Raw genomic sequence first — 16,175 nt, 5'->3', positions numbered from 1 at the left:
ACGCCGCCCGGAGGCGGCGTGGCTGGTCAATTCTTGAACAGGCGGCCTCAGCCGGCAGGGATGGCCAGCATCATGCCCACGCGCACGGAGCTGTCGCTTTCCAGCTTGTTGGCGTTCTTGATCGCGTTGATGCTGACGCCGTACTGCTTGGCGATGCTGCGCAGGCTCTCGCCCCGTTCGACGCGATGCAGGTCCTGCACGCCGTCGTCGGCGCGCGCCGTGGCGCTGGGCGTGGAAGCCATGGCCTGGGCCACCGCACGGGTCGCCTTGGCCGAGGTATCGTCGTCGCCCTGCGAGGTGGCCACATTCGCCACGCCACTGCGACGCGAAGCCTGTGCGGCAAACCAGCTGCCCGGCGGCGGCGTGGCTTCGAAATAGCCGCGCACGCCGGTCATCACCGCAGCGGCGAGACGCGACTGGTGCGACGGATCGCGCAGCTTGCGCTCTTCGTCCGGATTGCTGATGAAAGCCGTCTCGACCAGGATCGAAGGCACGTCCGGCGAGCGCAGCACCACGAAGTTGGCGCGCTCCACATAGCCGCGATGGGTGGGGCCGAGATTGCCCAACGCCTTCAACACGTTGCCGGCAACCGACTCGCTCGCCTGCATGGAATAGCCCTGCTGCAGGTCGAGCAGCACGGCGGCCAGGCCGTCGTTCTTGTCGTCCAGGGTCACGCCGCCGATCAGGTCGGCACGGTTCTGACCGTCCGCCAGCCAGCGCGCGGCCATGCTGGTCTTGCCGCGCGGCGACAGCACCCACACGGACGAACCCTTGGCATCGCCGTTGATGAACGCGTCGGCGTGGATCGAGACGAACAGGTCGGCCGAATTGTTGCGGGCGATCTGATAGCGCTGCGCCAGCGGAATGAAGAAATCGCCGCTGCGGGTCAACACGGCGCGCATGCCGGGCTGCTGGTTGATCTGGTCCGCCAGCTGGCGCGCCACCGCGAGGGTGACGTTCTTTTCCAGCGTCCCGCCGGGGCCATGGGCGCCCGGATCTTCGCCGCCGTGGCCGGCGTCGATGGCGATCACCACCTTGCGTTCGCCATTGAGCAGCGCGGCAGCCGCACGGGTGGAGGCCATGCCGCTCTGGGTCGGCTTGAGCGAAGACTTGGGCGAGCTGCGCACGGGCTCGGGAGCGGGTGCCGGCGGCGGAGCTACGTCGGGCGTGGCGGCCGCAGCCGTCGAGATGCCCTCGCCATCGTCATCCGACGGCGCGGGAGCTGCGACCACGGAGGATTTGCCCGGCGACGAGGTTTTCGCCATGGAGCCGCTGCCCGGATAAAGATCGACCACCAACCGATAGCCGTACTCCGCCTGCGGCTTGAGCAGGAAGCTCTTGACGCTGCTCGACGGGTCGACCTTGGCGGTCAGGCGCACATTGTTGCCCTGCTTCGCGCCGCTCATGCCCTTGTACAGGCCGGTGGCGCCCGGCGAGCTGAAGCCGCCGGAGATCGAGCTGGCGTTGAGGTCCACCGTCAGCTGGTCGCCATCCTGGTTGACCTTGTAGGTGACCGGGCCGGAGACATCGAGCACGACGCGCGTGTATTCGGGACCGGCCCAGACGCGCGCCGACTTCACATCGGCCGCGCGGGAGACACAAAAAGGCGCCAGGGCCAGCAAGGCCACGGCGCCAAACAGAGCAGGATGCGTCCTATATCCCTTCATGGGCGGAATTGAAGCCCAGCCGCCCCGGGATTGCAATAGGTTTTCCCTTGAATATCCATAACCTGCGGAAGCTTTGTTAGGCAACATCCAGCTATCGGCCGCAAGCCACGCAATCTGAAGCCGAAGTCGCCCGGCAAAAATCTCAGCAACTACCGATACTTAGGTGCGGCCGGCGATCAGGGCCGGTCACGCAAGACGGGACGCCACGGCCTCGCCGCGGCTCGTCCGCGTTTCCATGCGGGCATGGCGCCCGCTGCCGGCATAACCCAGATGCAGCACCAGATCCGGAGCCGGAAGCGCCCCGGCGCCGCGTTCGGGCCATTCCACCAGCACCAGGGCGGAGGGATCGGACAGCGCGTCCAGACCCAGCCATTCCAGCTCGCCGGGATCGGCGATGCGATAGAGATCCAGATGCCAGGCGGCACGGCCGTTGGCGAGGTAGGACTCGACCAGGCTGTAGGTGGGACTCTTGATCCGCTCGCCCACGCCCAGCGCGCCAAGCAACGCCCGGGCAAAGCTGGTCTTGCCGGCGCCCAGGTCGCCATGCAGATAGACCACCAGGCCGCCATCGAGCACGCCGGCCATGCGCGTGGCGAGCGCCGCGGTGGCGGCTTCGTCGGGGAGATTCCAGTGGGGCTCGGTCATGCGTCCCGTCCATTGAGCAGCAAACGCAGCGGCTCCAGCAGATCGGTGGCGATCAGCCCGCGCTCGCCGCCGTGTTTCGCCGCCAGATCGCCTGCGCGGGCGTGCAACGACACGCCAAGCGTGGCCGCCTGCCAGGCGTCGCAACCTTGCGCCATCAGCGCCGCAACGATGCCGGTGAGCAGATCGCCCATCCCTCCCGTGGCCATACCGGGGTTGCCCCATCGACACACGGCCACGCGACCTTGCGGATCAGCCACCAGGCTCCCCGCGCCTTTCAGCACCACGACCGCGCCATAGCGCTTGGCCAGTTCGCGCACGGCGGCGTAGCGGTCGATGGCAATCGTCCTGGTATCGCAGCCGAGCAGGCGAGCGGCCTCGCCCGGGTGCGGCGTCATCACCACCGGGCCCGAGAAACCGCGTGGCTCGCGCGCGAGCAGGTTCAGGCCATCGGCGTCGAGCACCAGTGGCAGTTGGGCATCGAGCGCCGTCAGCCACAAGGCGTGGCCCCAGGCGCCCTGCCCCAATCCAGGTCCCACCGCGAGCACGGTGGCGCGCGGCAGCAACGCTTCCAGCGCCTGCGGACCGTTCACCTCGTGCGCCATCAGCTCCGGCCGTGCGCTGTTGAGTGCGATCAGGTGCTCGGCGCGCGTCGCCACGCTGACCAGCCCCGCGCCGCCGCGCAACGCAGCCTCGCTGCACAGGCGAATGGCGCCCGCCGTGCCGTGGTCGCCGCCGATCGCCAGCACGTGACCGTTGTTGCCCTTGTGCGATTGGCGCGGCCGCGGCGGCAGCGTCTGCGGCCGCATGAGTTCGGCATCGGCGCGGGCGCCTTGCCAGAGCGTCTCCGGCAGACCCAGCGATTCGAGCTGCACCGTGCCCACGTAGCCCGGCGCCAGCCCCGTGTAGAGACCGCGCTTGGGCGCGATGAACGTCACCGTGACCTGGACCTGCACGGCCTCGCCCGGCACATCGCCCGTATTCGCGTTGACGCCCGATGGGACATCCAGCGCCAACACCGGCGCGCCCGTCGCGTGCACGCGGCCGACCAGCGCAGCAACCTCCGGCGCCAGCGCACGCTGAAGGCCGGTGCCGTACAGGGCGTCGACGTGCACATCGACCGGCGGCAGCGCGACCGCTTCGTTCCACGCGACGACCGTGCCGCCACCATGCTCGAACTCGCGACGCGCACGGATGGCATCGTCGCCACGGCTCTCGCCCAGCGCAAAAACCTCGGCGTGGATGCCCGCCTCGCGTGCCAGCGCCCCGAGCAGGAACCCATCGCCGCCGTTGTTGCCGGGGCCGCAGTACACCGCGATCCGGCGAGCCTGCGGCCAGTGCTGTCGAAGGCAAACCAGCGCGGCAGCGGCGGCGCGCTGCATCAGTTCATAAGCGGGAATGCCGAGCTCGTCGATGGCGCGGCGATCGAGCGCTCGCACCTGATCGACGGTGTAGAGCGAATGACGATGGTCGTGGGCGGTCATGCGTGAATTATAGGCATGCCCGCAGCGGGCTAGCGCCTACAATAGGCCCATGCCTTCCGTTGCCGCCCCACCTGCCGACTACGCTGCGCTTGCGCTCGATATCAAGCGCTGGGCGCAGGAGCTCGGTTTCGCCGATTGCGGCATCGCCGGCACCGAGCTGGGCGAGGACGAAGTGCACCTCAAACGCTGGCTCGACGACGGCCATCATGGCGAGATGGATTACATGGCTCGCCACGGCGACAAGCGCAGCCGTCCCGCCGAACTGGAGCCGGGCACGCTGCGGGTGATTTCCGTGCGCATGGACTATGTGCCGCCGGGCACGCGCAACGCGTGGAATGTATTGCGCGATGCCGATGCGGGTTACGTGGCGCGCTATGCGCTGGGCCGCGACTATCACAAGCTGATGCGTAACCGCCTGCAGAAACTCGCCGAGCGCATCCATGGCGTCATTGGCGATTTTGGTTATCGAGCTTTCGTCGATTCGGCGCCGGTGCTGGAAAAAGCACTCGCGCGCAACGCAGGATTGGGCTGGATCGGCAAGCACACCGTGCTGATCAACCGCAGCGCCGGGTCGTACTTTTTCCTCGGCGAGTTGTACACCAACCTGCCGCTGCCCATCGATGCGCCGGCCAGCGCGCATTGCGGCAGCTGTCGCCGCTGCATCGACATCTGCCCCACGCAGGCCATCGTCGGTCCCTACAAACTCGATGCGCGACGCTGCATTTCCTATCTCACCATCGAGTTGCGCGGCAGCATTCCCGAAGACCTGCGGGCGCCGATGGGCAACCGCATTTTCGGCTGCGACGACTGCCAGCTGATCTGCCCCTGGAACAAGTTCGCGCAGGATGCGACGGAACCGGACTTCGCGCCGCGCCACCGTCTCGACGGCGCGAAGCTGGTGGAACTGTTCGGCTGGAGCGAGCAGGAATTCCTGCAACGCACGGAAGGCATGGCCATCCGCCGCACCGGCTACGAAGGCTGGCTGCGCAATATCGCGGTGGCGTTGGGCAATGCGCCTGATTCGGAGGAGGTGCGGCAGGCGTTGCTTGCGCGTGCGGATCATCCGTCGGAGATCGTGCGCGAGCATGTGGCGTGGGCGCTGGGGCGTCACCCGCATAGCATTTGAGAATACTGTGGGAGCGCACCCTGTGCGCGACTCAGCCTTGCGTCAAGGCAAGGCCGAGTCGCGCACAGGGTGCGCTCCCACAGTTTTTTAGACCTTGCGGCGCTCGCGAATCACCTCGATCAACGCCTGCGTCGACGCATCCAGACCGGCAACACTCTTCGCCCCGCTCTCATCCAGCGCCGGCAAGATCTGCCGCGCGATCGACTTGCCCAGCTCCACGCCCCACTGGTCGAACGCGTTGATGCCCCACAGGTGGCCGAGCATGAACACCTTGTGCTCGTAAAGCGCGATCAGCGCGCCCAGGCTTTCCGGCGTCAGCGCATCCAGCAGCATCACCGTGCTCGGACGATCGCCGGGGAAGGTGCGTTGCGCGGCCAGCACGCGGCGTTCTTCGTCCGACCCGCTCTTCGCCTCGGCCAGCGCCTCGTCGAACGTCTTGCCGAGCGCCAGCGCGGCCGCCTGCGCGAGCAGGTTCGACAGCAGCGCTTCGTGATTGGCGGTGAGATCGTGCGCGGGCTTCACCACGCCGATGAATTCCAGCGGCACGGTGTCGGTGCCCTGATGCAACGACTGGAAATACGCGTGCTGCGCATTCGTGCCCACGCTGCCCCACACCACCGCCGAGGTGGGCTGCGCCACCGGCTGGCCCTGCTTGGTCACCTGCTTGCCCAGGCTCTCCATTTCCAGCTGCTGCAGATACGAGGTGAGATCGGTGAGCAGATCTGCGTAGGGAATCACAGCACGACTGCCGCGGCCCTGTGCATCGCGGTTCCAGTACTCCACCAGGCTCAGCAACACCGGCAGGTTTTCCGACCACGCCGCGCTGCGGAAATGATCGTCGACCAGCGCGGCGCCCTTCAGGAACTGATGGAAGTTGTACGAGCCGATCGACAGCGCCAGCGACAAACCCACTGCCGACCACACCGAGAAACGGCCGCCGACGAAGTCCCACATCGGATACACCTGCGCCGCCGGCACGCCCCACTTCTCCGCTTCGGCCACGTTGGCGCTCACCGCCAGGAAGTGCCGCGACACAGCCGCGTTGTCGCCGTCGTAGGCACGGCTGATCCAGTCGCGCATGACGTTGCCGTTGAGCAGCGTTTCCTGCGTGGTGAACGTCTTGGACACCACGATCACCAGCGTGCGCCTGGGATCGAGCTGATGCATCAGCTCATAGGCCGACTGGCCATCGACGTTGGTGAGGAAATGGCTGCGCAGGCCGGGCACGTGATACGGCGTCAGCGCACGCACGGCGAGGCGGGGCCCGAGATCCGAGCCGCCGATGCCGATGTTGACGATGTCGGTGATGCCGGGCGCCACGCCAAAGGCGGTGGCGTCGCCGAGTTCGACGGCCTTGGTCAGCGCATCGATGCGCTGCAGGGTCTGCGCGATTTCCTTCAGCGCATCGCGCGGTGCAGCCGATGGCAGCTGCGAACCGGACGCACGCAGCGCGGTATGCAGTACCGGGCGGTCTTCGGAGGTATTGATGGCCTCGCCCGCGAACATGGCGTCGCGCGCGGCCTGCCAGCCGCTGGCTTCGACATGCGCGCCCAGCGCATCGAGCGCGGACTGGTCGAGCTTCTGCCGGCTGAGGTCCAGCAGGATCGGCCCGAGCCGGTGTCGCAGCCGTTTGCCGCGCGCGGCGTCCTTCAGCAATTCACGCAGGTGGGTACCTGCCAGGCGATCGAGATGTTCTGCCAGAAAAGACGGACGGCGCTCGGACGACATGGGGGACTCATGCTCGGCGAAGGGAACGTCGATCTTACGCAGCTTCGCGCATCATGCGCCAGCAGATTGTTGCAGCGCATCCACGCCCCGCTCGAAAGCGGGGCGGCAAACTTCAGGCAGCGGCCATCTGCTTGGGAATCGAGCGATTGGTGTGCGAGATGGCGTTGTTCGCATCCACGTACACCAGCGTCGGCTGGAACTGCTCCAGTTCGGCTTCGGACAACTGGCAGAACGCGGCGATGATGACCAGGTCGCCCGGCTGCGCGCGGTGGGCGGCGCTGCCGTTCACGGAAATGATGCCCGAGCCTTCTTCCGCACGCAGCGCATAGGTGACGAAGCGCTTGCCGTTGTTGATGTTCCACGCGTGGATCTGCTCATACTCGCGGATGCCCGACGCATCGAGCAGCAGGCCGTCGATGGCGATGGAGCCTTCGTAGTGGAGCTCGGCGTGGGTCACCGTGGCACGGTGAATCTTGGCCTTGAGCATGTTCAGGTTCATGACTTCAGTTTCCGGCAAATCGGTCTGCGTAGCTCGCCATTATCCAGCGGGGACACGCCGCGTCGCAACATGAGCCCCGTCAGGGCCTCAATGGGGTCGCTCAGTCGAAAGGCAAGTTGTCGATCAGGCGGGTGGAACCCAGCCGGGCCGCGATCAGGGCGACCAGGCCCTCGCTCTCGCCGTCGCCCGGCTCGGCCAGGTCCTCGGCGCGCCGGATGGCGGTGTAATCGGGCTCGAAACCGGCCCGGGCCAGCTTGGAGGCCGCCGCCTGTTCGACCACCGGCCAGGCGTGGCCCTTGGAGACCAGTTCGCGCATTTGCTGCAGGGTGGCGTAGATCTGCGGCGCCAGCTCGCGGTCGTCGGCCGAGAGGTACTGGTTGCGCGAGCTCAGGGCGAGGCCATCGTCGGCCCGCAGCGTCGGTGCAGCCATGATCTTCACCGGCAGCGAGAGGTCGCGGACCATCCGCTCGATCACCTTCAGCTGCTGGAAATCCTTCTGGCCGAACACCGCCAGATCGGGCTGCACCAGGTTGAACAGCTTGCACACCACCGTGGCCACGCCATCGAAGTGGCCTGGGCGATGGGCGCCTTCCAGCGTTTCGGTGAGCTGGGGCACGTGGATGCTTACGCTGTGCTCGGCACCGAACGGGTATAGCGTGGCCACATCCGGCGCGAACAGCAGATCGCAATCGTGCTCGGCCAGGCCGACCTGGTCCTGCACCAGCGTGCGCGGATAGCGCTCGAAATCCTCGTTGGGGCCGAACTGGGTGGGATTGACGAACACGCTCGCCACTACCCGATCGGCGCGGGCACGGGCCAGCTTGATCAGCGAGTGGTGACCGGCGTGAAGGTTGCCCATGGTGGGCACGAAGCCCACGGTAAGGCCCTGGCCGCGCCAGCCGCGGATGGTGGCGCGGAGCGCCGCGGCGTCTTGCACAGTCTGCATGTCTGCTTTGCTCTGCTGTGTGGCTTCAGTCGAAGCCATGTTCCGGTGCCGGGAAGGCGCCACTGCGCACGTCCTCGGCATAGGCCGCGATCGCCGCAGCCACAGAATCGCGTCCTGCGAGGAAATCCTTGCTGAATTTGGGTCGCTTGCCGGGTGTCACAGCCAGCATGTCGTGCAGCACCAGCACCTGGCCGTCGCAATGCGGACCGGCGCCAATGCCGATGGTGGGAATGGAAACGGCGCGCGTGATGCGCTCGCCCAGGGCCGTCGGAATGCCCTCCAGCACCAGCAGGTCGGCACCGGCCGCCTCCACCGCCTTGGCGTCTTCCACCAGCCGGTCGGCGGCATCCTGTGCGCGGCCCTGGATGCGGAATCCGCCGAACTTGTGCACGGATTGCGGCGTCAGGCCCAGGTGCGCGCAGACGGGAATGGCGCGCTCGACCAGGGCGGTGATCGCTTCGAGGATATGCGGCGAAGCGCCCTCGATCTTGACCATCGCCGCGCCGCCTTCGCCAACCAGCTGCGCGCCCGCTTCCAGCACGTGCGCCACGTCGCGATCGGCCATGAACGGCAGGTCGGCGATGAGCAGGGTGGCGTCGAGTCCGCGCGAGACGATGCTGGTGTGATAGACCATGTGGTCCAGCGTCACCGGCAGCGTGCTCTTGTGACCCTGGATCACCATGCCCAGCGAATCGCCGACCAAGGCCACGTCGATGCCGGCCATTTCCAGCTGCGCCGCGAAGCTCGCGTCGTAGCAGGTGAGCATCACGATGCGACGGCCTTCCGCCTTCATCGCGCGCAACGACGGTACGGTGACCGGCTTGCGCGTGGGTGCGTTCGCTTTTTGCGCGTACACGAAAATTCCTAGAACGGAGGCGGACGCGGATTATCCCGCCTGGAACGTGAAGGGCTCAAGCGAGTCGCTCGCAACCGGCGGTTTCCACCGCCGCCAGCAAGTCCGCTACCCGGCCCTGGCCCGCCAGCACCAGCCCGGGCGCCAGTTCGTTGAACGGCAGCAACACGAACGCACGCTCGGCGATGCGCGGATGCGGCAGCGTGAGGCGCTCGTCCGACAGCTCGACGCCATCCATGTACAGCACGTCCAGATCGAGCGTGCGCGGGCCCCAGCGTTCGCCGTCGCGTACGCGCCCTGCAGTCCGCTCGATGCCCAACAGACCATCCAGCAGGTCGTGCGGCGAAAGTGTCGTGTCGATGCGCGCCACCGCATTGATGAAAGCCGGTTGCTCGAGCACGCCCCAGGGCGGCGTCAGGTACAGCGACGAGCGCTCAAGCAGACGCGTGTATGGCAGGCGATCCAGCGCATCGAATGCGCCCAGCACCTGGCCGCGCGCATCGCCGAGATTGCTGCCCAGTGCGATGAATGCGAGCGTCACGCAGGATCGGACTTGTTGCCCGCCTTCGAGGTCGGCTTGCGGCGGCGACGCTTGCGCGGCTTGGCTGCGGGCGCACTGCTTTCCGCGCCGCCTGCACTACCGGACAATGCCGCCGCCAGCGTTTCGTGCGGCAGTTGCTGCGCGTGCTGCCACCATGCGCCCAGTTCGCGCACCGCCGGCGATTCGGCCGCGCGCAGCAGCAGAAAGTCGAACGCGGCGCGAAAGCGCGGATGCGCCATCAGGCGGAACACGCGCTTGCGCTGCACTTGTTCGAAGCGCGGCTGCATGCCCCAGATTTCTTCCATGGTGAGCGTGAAACGGCGCGGAATCGCTACGCGCTGGCACTGCTCGGCGATGACGTGCGTGGCGGCGCGCTCCCAGGCGGCCACCGGCTCCATCTCCTTGGTGATCCAGGTATGCGCCAGGTCGCGCACCTCGCCCCACAGCAGCACGGCAAACAGGAAAGCCGGCGTCACCGATTTGCCTTCGGCCACGCGCGCGTCGGTATTGGCCAGGCCCTGCTCGATCAAGGCGCGCAGCGCCTTGTCGCCGCGCTTGAGCGCACGCGCCGTGGCCGGGAACATGAACTTCAGCAGGCCCGTCTGTTCGAGCATGTGGAAGCTCTTCAGGCCGTGGCCGGAAAGGAACAGCTTGAGCGATTCGTCGAACAGGCGCGCCGGCGCGGCGTCGCCCAGCAGCGGCCCCAGCTCGTCGAACGGCGCGGCAGCCGCTTTGTCGATGCGGAAATTGAGCTTCGCAGCGAGACGCACGGCACGCAGCATGCGCACCGGATCTTCGCGGTAGCGCGTCTCCGGGTCGCCGATCAGGTGCAGCACGCGATCTTCCACGTCCTGCATGCCGCCGACGTAGTCGCGCACCGAGAAATCGCTGATGTCGTAGTAAAGCGCGTTGACGCGGAAGTCGCGGCGGATGGCGTCCTCTTCGATCGAACCCCATACGTTGTCGCGCACGATGCGGCCGTCGACGATATGGCGGTCGCCCTCGCCTTCTTCCTCGCCGGTGCCGCGGAAAGTCGCCACTTCGATGATCTCCGGCCCGTACACCACATGGGCGAGACGGAAGCGGCGACCGATCAGGCGCGAATTGCGGAAGAGTTTCTTGACCTCATCGGGCGTGGCGTTGGTGGCCACGTCGAAATCCTTGGGATGGCCGCCCAGCAGGAGGTCGCGTACCGCGCCGCCGACCAGATAGGCCTGGTAGCCCGCCTCATTGAGGCGGTAGAGCACGCGCAGCGCGGCCTTGCTGATGTTCTTGCGCGAAATCACGTGCTGCTCGCGCGGAATGATGCGCAATGCAGGCGTGGCGTTGGTCCTTGCGTCGTGATTCAAGCGGTTTGGATCCTTGCAGGCGCTTGGCGCCATTCAAAGCGATCGATTGCGGCACATCGTTCCGCCGCCTCCACATTCCACCGTGCCCATGGGCTGGTGGCCCTCCGCCCGGTCGGTCCGTGAGCCCCTGAGGCCATTGCCGGGCGAAGCAATTCCGCTATACTAGCGCGCTCCGGTGCATTTCGCTCCCTTCGTCTAGTGGCCTAGGACACCGCCCTCTCAAGGCGGGAACACGAGTTCGAACCTCGTAGGGAGCGCCACTTCCGGCCTGGCACGGGCCCCGGCTCATTCAAGACAGGCACGAGAGCGTATGACTTTTGTCGTCACCGACAACTGCATCAAGTGCAAATACACCGACTGCGTCGAGGTTTGCCCTGTCGACGCCTTCCACGAAGGCCCCAACTTCCTGGTGATCGATCCGGACGAGTGCATCGATTGCACCTTGTGCGAGCCCGAGTGCCCGATCAACGCGATCTATCCGGAAGACGACGTGCCCGCCGGGCAGGAAAGCTTCACGGCGCTGAACGCGGAGCTGGCCAAGAGCTGGCCGGTGATCACCGAGCGCAAGGACGGCCTGGCCGACGCCAAGGACTGGGAAAACAAGCCCAACAAGCTCGACCTGCTCGAACGCTGAGCTTGGCGGCCTTCGCGGCCGACGCGTTCAGGCATAAAAAAACGCCGCCCTCGGGCGGCGTTTTTGTTGCTCGCAAGGCTGCGGATCAACCGCCGCCCATGCGGCCCTTGAGGGTATCGACCACCTTGGCCACGGCCGCGGCATCGCCCTGCGCGCGCACTTCGCTGGCCTTCTCGCCGCTGGTGCCGATAGTCACCAGGACCTGGTGCGGGGTGGCACCCGGGGCGTCGGCCGACTGCTTGGACTTGCCGTTGAACATGCTGCTGAAGAAGCCCTTCTTCTGGGTGGGCTGATCCGAAGCGACCACGCTCAGGGTGTAGGTGTGAGCGGCGTCGTCATGGCCGACCACCTGGCCGATATCGCCATTCTCCAGGGCCTGGCCCACGCGACGATAGGTGTTGTCGACATTGTCGGCCAACACGAAGCCGTCGGCGATCTGCTGACTGGCAGCGCCCACGCGCGCGGTGGCGCCGTTGGCGGTCGGGTTGTTGGCGCCCGCTTCCGGAATGACCAGCGCAGCGCTGGTGGACGGCGTATCCAGGCCCGGCGGGATTTCCAGCGGCGTTTCCTGTTTGGCGGTTTCCCAGGCCTTCTGCGAACGGAACATGCCGCAGCCGGAGAGCAGCAAGGCAGACAGGGCCAGTACCGGCAGGGCCACGACAAGCGGGGATTTCTTCATGTAAGCAGATTCCGTAGGAGTATCAGTTGCCCGAAATGTCAGGCCGCATTCGCCAAGGATGCCAGACCCGCCAGCGCTTCGCGAAGTCGCGCGCGGTCCGGACCATCCTCCAATTCAACCAGGGGCAGGCGCGGCACCGCCAACCCCAGCCCCAGCGAGGGCAACCCGGCCTTCACCGCGATCGGGTTCGGCGCGCAATTGAGCGCCGAAACCAGCGGTGCCAGCATGGCGTCGCAACGCTGTGCCTCGGCGCGGTCACCCGCCGTGGCAGCATCGCACAGCATGCGGAACGCACGAGGCACCAGATTGGCTACCACCGAGATCGTCCCCGCACCGCCAACGAGCATCGCCTTGCAGGCCGTGCCGTCGTCACCCGACAAATAGACGAAATCCGGACGCGCAAGTTCCGCGATGGCGCGGATTCGCTCGTCGCTGCCCTGCGCTTCCTTCAGGCCGACGATGGCCGGATGGTCGCGCAGCGCCGCCACCGTCTCCGGCAGCAGGTCGCACGCGGTGCGGGTGGGCACGTTGTACAGCAGCACCGGCAGGCCGCCCTGCTCGGCCACTTCCAGGAAATGGCGGCGCAGGCCTTCCTGCGTGGGTCGCACGTAGTAAGGCGCCACCACCAGCGCCGCATCGGCGCCCAGGCTCTTGGCGCGACGCGTGAGCGCCACGGTCTTGGCCGTGCCGGCCTCGCCCGTGCCGGCGATCACCGGGATGCGACCGGCCACCCGCTCCACGGCAAACGCGAGCAGACGCTCGTATTCGTCGTGTTCGAGCATATGCGCTTCACCGGTGGAACCCGCCACCACCACGCCTTCGGTTCCGCCGTCGATCTGGTAATCCAGCAGCTTGCCGAAAGCCGCAAGATCAAGCGCCCCGTCCGCCGTGAACGGCGTGACCAGCGCACAGATGCTTCCGCGAATGTTCAAGGCCGACTCCGGCTGAAACTCAAACCCTGCATGTTACTGGAAAAGCCTCTCGCGCCAATACGGACGCCGCAATAACCCGGCGTCGCCTTATTCGTCTTCCGTTGCGGGGGTGTTGAGACCCCGAGATCCGGCCTGCGACGGTGGTGTTGTTGGGAGGAAAAACCTTACTTGCGGGTCTCCGGCGGCGGCAAGTAAGCTCGGCCGACGTGCTTTCTTGACCCGCATCGTGCGGGAGCGCCACAGGTGGACTCCTTGAACCGTTCTTCCGCGCGCACCGGCAGCGACAACCAGTTGCTGATCCAGACCCTGACTCCCTCCTCCAGCGCGCCCCTGCTCACGCTGGCCAAACGCATCGCCGAAGCCGGCTGCAACCTGGCCGATGCGCGGGTGGCTTCGCTCGGCGCCGATACCTCGCTGACCCTGCTCGCCACCGGCGCATGGGACGCCGTGGCCAAGCTCGAAACCGCGCTGGCCAAGACCGCCCGCGACGAAGACCTGCGGCTGTCGTTCTATCGCACCGGTCCGCGCGAACATCACTCGCATCTGCTGCCGTATCTGATCGAGGTGATTTCGGCGGATCGCCCGGGCATCCTGGTCAAGATCATCGACTTCTTCGACCGCCGCGACATCGTCATCGAGCAGCTGAGCTCGCTGCGCTACCAGGCGATGCAGACCGGTGCGGACATGTTCCAGGCGCAGATCACCATCGGCATTCCGGCGGCCACGCATATCGCCGCGCTGCGTGATGATTTCCTGGAATTCTGCGATGGCCTGAACCTCGACGCCATCATGGATCCGGTGAAATTCTGAGCGGCGGATGTCGCACGCAAAACCGGGGATTCCGGCGTGCTCGCCGGGTCCTTGAGCATGCTCCCTGAGGCGTCCTGCTGCAAGGACTGTCATTCCCTACACGGCAAGCGCTAGTCTCTGACCCCAAGAGCAGTACCGGAGAGATGGCATGCAGCAGGCGGGTCGATTTGCACCGATCGCAGGGCGAGCCCTGACCGCCTTGGCACCCACCTCCGCTGCCTCGTTTCCCTTGATCGACGACACCCAGTCGAAGCCGGCCACGGCTTCGCAGGAGAACCTATGCCCGAAGTTGGCAAGAAAGTCCCCAAGCTCAAAGGCCTCACCGGCGATGGCAGCGAACTGAAGCTGGACAGCCTGAAGGGCCAGTGGGTGGTGGTGTACTTCTACCCGAAGGACAGCACCCCCGGTTGCACCAACGAAGCGAAAGATTTCCGCGACCTCTATCCGAAGTTCCAGAAGCGCCATGCGCAGATCATCGGCGTCTCGCGCGATTCGGTGAAATCCCACGCCAATTTCGCCACCAAGCAGGAGCTGCCGTTCCCGCTGCTTTCCGACCCCGACGAAACCTGGTGCAACGCCTTCGACGTGATCCACGAGAAGGTGCTGTACGGAAAACGTCACATGGGTGTTGTACGAAGCACTTTCCTGATCGATCCCGAAGGAAGGCTGGCCCAGGAATGGCGCAACGTGAAAGTCCCGGGGCACGCCCAGGCCGTGCTCGACGCCATTCCCGCCCAGTGACCCGCGACCGCCCCTTTCGCCATGCCGCTACCCGTCCCTGCGGACGACTCCTTCCCGTGCATGGCACCCCGGCCGTTTCGGCCGACTTCCCGCGGCATGCCGCATGCCGCGGTTCTTCCACCTCGCACTCCAAAGAGGTTTCTTCCGTATGACCGGAAGCAAGCGCATCTACGCTCTCGACACCAATGTGTTGCTGCACGATCCGACTTCGCTGTTCCGCTTCGAAGAGCACGATGTCTTCATTCCCATGACGGTGTTGGAGGAACTGGACGAAAAGAAAAAGGGCGCCTCCGAGGTTTCGCGCAATGGCCGCCAGGTCAGCCGCTTCCTCAATGAACTGATCGTGCGCGGCAACGGCCACGGCATCAGCAACGGCCTGGAACTGACCAATCCGGAAGGCGTCAATCTCAAGCGCGGCGGCGCGGTGGGCCGGCTGTATTTCCAGCAGCGCACCACCAACGGCCACGGCAAGGCGGACAACCTGATCCTGTCGGCGGTGATCGAACTGCGCGACCAGAACCCCGAGCGCTCGGTGGTGCTGGTCAGCAAGGACATCAACCTGCGCATCAAGGCCAAGATCTACGGCATCGATGCGGAAGACTACGAAAACGACCGCGCGCTGGATGACTTTGCACTGCTCTACACCGGCTCCACCGAGCTGGGCGAGGATTTCTGGGACAAACACCCCGAAGTCCAATCGTGGAACGAACGCGGACGCACCTTCTACAAACTCGACCGCCGCGACGACGAGGACTGGTATCCCAATCAGTGCCTGTTCCTGCCCGGTGACAACAGCGTGGAACTGCGCGTGCTGCACGTGGACGACGCCAAGGCCACGCTGGTGCTGCTGGACGATCACAGCCACGCCAATCACGCCGTGTGGGGCATCGCGGCGCGCAACCGCGAGCAGAACTTCGCGCTCAACGTGCTGATGGATCCGGATGTCGATTTCGTCACCCTGCTCGGCACGGCAGGCACGGGCAAGACGCTGCTCGCGCTCGCCGCCGGCCTGGCGCAGGTGATGGACCAGCAGCGTTATCGCGAAATCATCATGACGCGCGCCACCGTCTCGGTGGGCGAAGACATCGGCTTCCTGCCCGGCACGGAGGAAGAAAAGATGACGCCATGGATGGGCGCGCTCACCGACAACCTCGAAGTGCTCGCCAACCCGGAGGAAGGCGGCAGCTGGGGACGCCAGGCCACCAACGACCTGCTCGCCTCACGCATCAAGATCCGCTCGCTGAACTTCATGCGCGGCCGCACCTTCCTCTCGCGTTATCTGATCATCGACGAGGCGCAGAATCTGACGCCGAAGCAGATGAAGACGCTGATCACGCGTGCAGGCCCGGGCACCAAGATCGTCTGCCTGGGCAACGTCGAGCAGATCGATACGCCCTACCTCACTGAAACCACTTCGGGCCTCACTTACGCGGTGGATCGCTTCAAGCACTGGGAGCATTCGGCGCATATCACCTTGCGTCGCGGCGAGCGTTCGCGGCTGGCGGATTTTGCGTCGGAAGCGTTGTAGCGTCAGCTCGTCATTC

16 protein-coding genes and 1 tRNA gene are annotated in these 16,175 nt (G+C 66.0%); 6 read left to right on the top strand and 11 right to left on the bottom strand.

What is annotated here, in order from left to right; translation table 11 throughout:
- Nucleotides 1-47: 47 nt before the first annotated feature.
- The 3 genes from ISP20_RS01010 to ISP20_RS01000 all read right to left on the bottom strand — a co-directional run bounded on the left by ISP20_RS01010 (nt 48) and on the right by ISP20_RS01000 (nt 3,793).
- Complete coding sequence (locus ISP20_RS01010) at nt 48-1,667, bottom strand: N-acetylmuramoyl-L-alanine amidase (RefSeq protein ID WP_204634197.1); 1,620 nt, start codon at nt 1,665-1,667, stop codon at nt 48-50.
- 186 nt (nt 1,668-1,853) lie between these two features.
- A complete protein-coding gene (gene tsaE, locus ISP20_RS01005) occupies nt 1,854-2,312 on the bottom strand; it encodes a tRNA (adenosine(37)-N6)-threonylcarbamoyltransferase complex ATPase subunit type 1 TsaE (RefSeq protein WP_204634196.1) in 459 nt (152 codons plus the stop codon).
- A complete protein-coding gene (locus ISP20_RS01000; RefSeq protein ID WP_204634195.1) occupies nt 2,309-3,793 on the bottom strand; it encodes an NAD(P)H-hydrate dehydratase in 1,485 nt (494 codons plus the stop codon). Before ISP20_RS01000 ends, tsaE begins: the two co-directional genes overlap by 4 nt.
- 49 nt (nt 3,794-3,842) lie before the next feature.
- On the opposite strand from ISP20_RS01000, the gene queG reads away from it, so the two are divergent.
- Nucleotides 3,843-4,919, top strand: coding sequence for a tRNA epoxyqueuosine(34) reductase QueG (gene queG, locus ISP20_RS00995; RefSeq protein ID WP_204634194.1), 1,077 nt, complete (start codon nt 3,843-3,845; stop codon nt 4,917-4,919).
- Nucleotides 4,920-5,006: 87 nt separating this feature from the next.
- On the opposite strand, the gene pgi is transcribed toward queG, so the two are convergent.
- The 6 genes from pgi to pcnB all read right to left on the bottom strand — a co-directional run bounded on the left by pgi (nt 5,007) and on the right by pcnB (nt 10,835).
- Nucleotides 5,007-6,647 carry a glucose-6-phosphate isomerase gene (gene pgi / locus ISP20_RS00990; RefSeq protein ID WP_204634193.1) on the bottom strand — a complete coding sequence of 547 codons (1,641 nt, stop codon included), beginning with the start codon at nt 6,645-6,647 and terminating at the stop codon, nt 5,007-5,009.
- Between the two features lie 112 nt (nt 6,648-6,759).
- Nucleotides 6,760-7,146 (bottom strand): aspartate 1-decarboxylase, encoded by a 387-nt coding sequence (gene panD / locus ISP20_RS00985; protein ID WP_046971832.1) that lies wholly within the window; start codon nt 7,144-7,146, stop codon nt 6,760-6,762.
- A 100-nt stretch (nt 7,147-7,246) separates the two neighbouring features.
- Nucleotides 7,247-8,092: a pantoate--beta-alanine ligase gene (gene panC / locus ISP20_RS00980; protein ID WP_204634192.1), complete on the bottom strand. Its 846-nt coding sequence runs from the start codon at nt 8,090-8,092 to the stop codon at nt 7,247-7,249.
- Between the two features lie 25 nt (nt 8,093-8,117).
- Nucleotides 8,118-8,948, bottom strand: coding sequence for a 3-methyl-2-oxobutanoate hydroxymethyltransferase (gene panB, locus ISP20_RS00975; RefSeq protein WP_204634191.1), 831 nt, complete (start codon nt 8,946-8,948; stop codon nt 8,118-8,120).
- A gap of 55 nt (nt 8,949-9,003) precedes the next feature.
- Entirely contained in the window at nt 9,004-9,486 is a 483-nt protein-coding gene (gene folK, locus ISP20_RS00970; RefSeq protein ID WP_204634190.1) for a 2-amino-4-hydroxy-6-hydroxymethyldihydropteridine diphosphokinase, read from the bottom strand.
- Nucleotides 9,483-10,835 carry a polynucleotide adenylyltransferase PcnB gene (gene pcnB, locus ISP20_RS00965; protein ID WP_204634189.1) on the bottom strand — a complete coding sequence of 451 codons (1,353 nt, stop codon included), beginning with the start codon at nt 10,833-10,835 and terminating at the stop codon, nt 9,483-9,485. Before pcnB ends, folK begins: the two co-directional genes overlap by 4 nt.
- Nucleotides 10,836-11,019: 184 nt before the next feature.
- Here pcnB and ISP20_RS00960 point away from each other — a divergent pair.
- Both ISP20_RS00960 and fdxA read left to right on the top strand, forming a co-directional pair.
- Nucleotides 11,020-11,095 (top strand) — tRNA-Glu (locus ISP20_RS00960).
- A gap of 50 nt (nt 11,096-11,145) precedes the next feature.
- Nucleotides 11,146-11,469, top strand: a complete 324-nt coding sequence (fdxA, locus tag ISP20_RS00955) for a ferredoxin FdxA (RefSeq protein ID WP_046971836.1) — start codon at nt 11,146-11,148, stop codon at nt 11,467-11,469.
- A gap of 85 nt (nt 11,470-11,554) precedes the next feature.
- On the opposite strand, the gene ISP20_RS00950 is transcribed toward fdxA, so the two are convergent.
- Together ISP20_RS00950 and dapA are read right to left on the bottom strand one after the other, a co-directional pair.
- On the bottom strand, nt 11,555-12,148 hold the full coding sequence (locus tag ISP20_RS00950) for a hypothetical protein (protein ID WP_204634188.1): 594 nt from the start codon (nt 12,146-12,148) through the stop codon (nt 11,555-11,557).
- Between the two features lie 38 nt (nt 12,149-12,186).
- A complete protein-coding gene (gene dapA, locus ISP20_RS00945; RefSeq protein ID WP_204634187.1) occupies nt 12,187-13,080 on the bottom strand; it encodes a 4-hydroxy-tetrahydrodipicolinate synthase in 894 nt (297 codons plus the stop codon).
- A 243-nt stretch (nt 13,081-13,323) separates the two neighbouring features.
- Here dapA and ISP20_RS00940 point away from each other — a divergent pair, with 243 nt between their 5' ends.
- The 3 genes from ISP20_RS00940 (at nt 13,324) to ISP20_RS00930 (ending at nt 16,159) form a co-directional block, all read left to right on the top strand.
- The gene (locus ISP20_RS00940; protein WP_204634186.1) at nt 13,324-13,890 is read left to right on the top strand and encodes a glycine cleavage system transcriptional repressor; all 567 of its coding nucleotides are present in this window, start codon (nt 13,324-13,326) and stop codon (nt 13,888-13,890) included.
- A gap of 279 nt (nt 13,891-14,169) precedes the next feature.
- The gene (locus tag ISP20_RS00935) at nt 14,170-14,631 is read left to right on the top strand and encodes a peroxiredoxin (protein WP_204634185.1); all 462 of its coding nucleotides are present in this window, start codon (nt 14,170-14,172) and stop codon (nt 14,629-14,631) included.
- 148 nt (nt 14,632-14,779) lie between these two features.
- Nucleotides 14,780-16,159 (top strand): PhoH family protein, encoded by a 1,380-nt coding sequence (locus tag ISP20_RS00930; protein WP_204634184.1) that lies wholly within the window; start codon nt 14,780-14,782, stop codon nt 16,157-16,159.
- Nucleotides 16,160-16,175: the final 16 nt, after the last annotated feature.

It is taken from the genome of Dyella kyungheensis, from assembly GCF_016905005.1.
GTDB lineage: Bacteria > Pseudomonadota > Gammaproteobacteria > Xanthomonadales > Rhodanobacteraceae > Dyella > Dyella kyungheensis.
This window is presented reverse-complemented; position numbering and strand designations above follow the sequence as displayed.

Excerpts from the sequence above, each read along its gene's own strand:
- tsaE (WP_204634196.1), bottom strand. The coding sequence starts at position 2,312 with ATGACCGAGCCCCACTGGAATCTCCCCGACGAAGCCGCCACCGCGGCG.
- ISP20_RS00950 (WP_204634188.1), bottom strand. The coding sequence starts at position 12,148 with ATGAAGAAATCCCCGCTTGTCGTGGCCCTGCCGGTACTGGCCCTGTCT.
- ISP20_RS00930 (WP_204634184.1), top strand. The coding sequence starts at position 14,780 with ATGACCGGAAGCAAGCGCATCTACGCTCTCGACACCAATGTGTTGCTG.
- ISP20_RS00935 (WP_204634185.1), top strand. The coding sequence starts at position 14,170 with ATGCCCGAAGTTGGCAAGAAAGTCCCCAAGCTCAAAGGCCTCACCGGC.
- ISP20_RS01010 (WP_204634197.1), bottom strand. The coding sequence starts at position 1,667 with ATGAAGGGATATAGGACGCATCCTGCTCTGTTTGGCGCCGTGGCCTTG.
- pgi (WP_204634193.1), bottom strand. The coding sequence starts at position 6,647 with ATGTCGTCCGAGCGCCGTCCGTCTTTTCTGGCAGAACATCTCGATCGC.
- panC (WP_204634192.1), bottom strand. The coding sequence starts at position 8,092 with ATGCAGACTGTGCAAGACGCCGCGGCGCTCCGCGCCACCATCCGCGGC.
- queG (WP_204634194.1), top strand. The coding sequence starts at position 3,843 with ATGCCTTCCGTTGCCGCCCCACCTGCCGACTACGCTGCGCTTGCGCTC.
- fdxA (WP_046971836.1), top strand. The coding sequence starts at position 11,146 with ATGACTTTTGTCGTCACCGACAACTGCATCAAGTGCAAATACACCGAC.
- ISP20_RS01000 (WP_204634195.1), bottom strand. The coding sequence starts at position 3,793 with ATGACCGCCCACGACCATCGTCATTCGCTCTACACCGTCGATCAGGTG.
- panD (WP_046971832.1), bottom strand. The coding sequence starts at position 7,146 with ATGAACCTGAACATGCTCAAGGCCAAGATTCACCGTGCCACGGTGACC.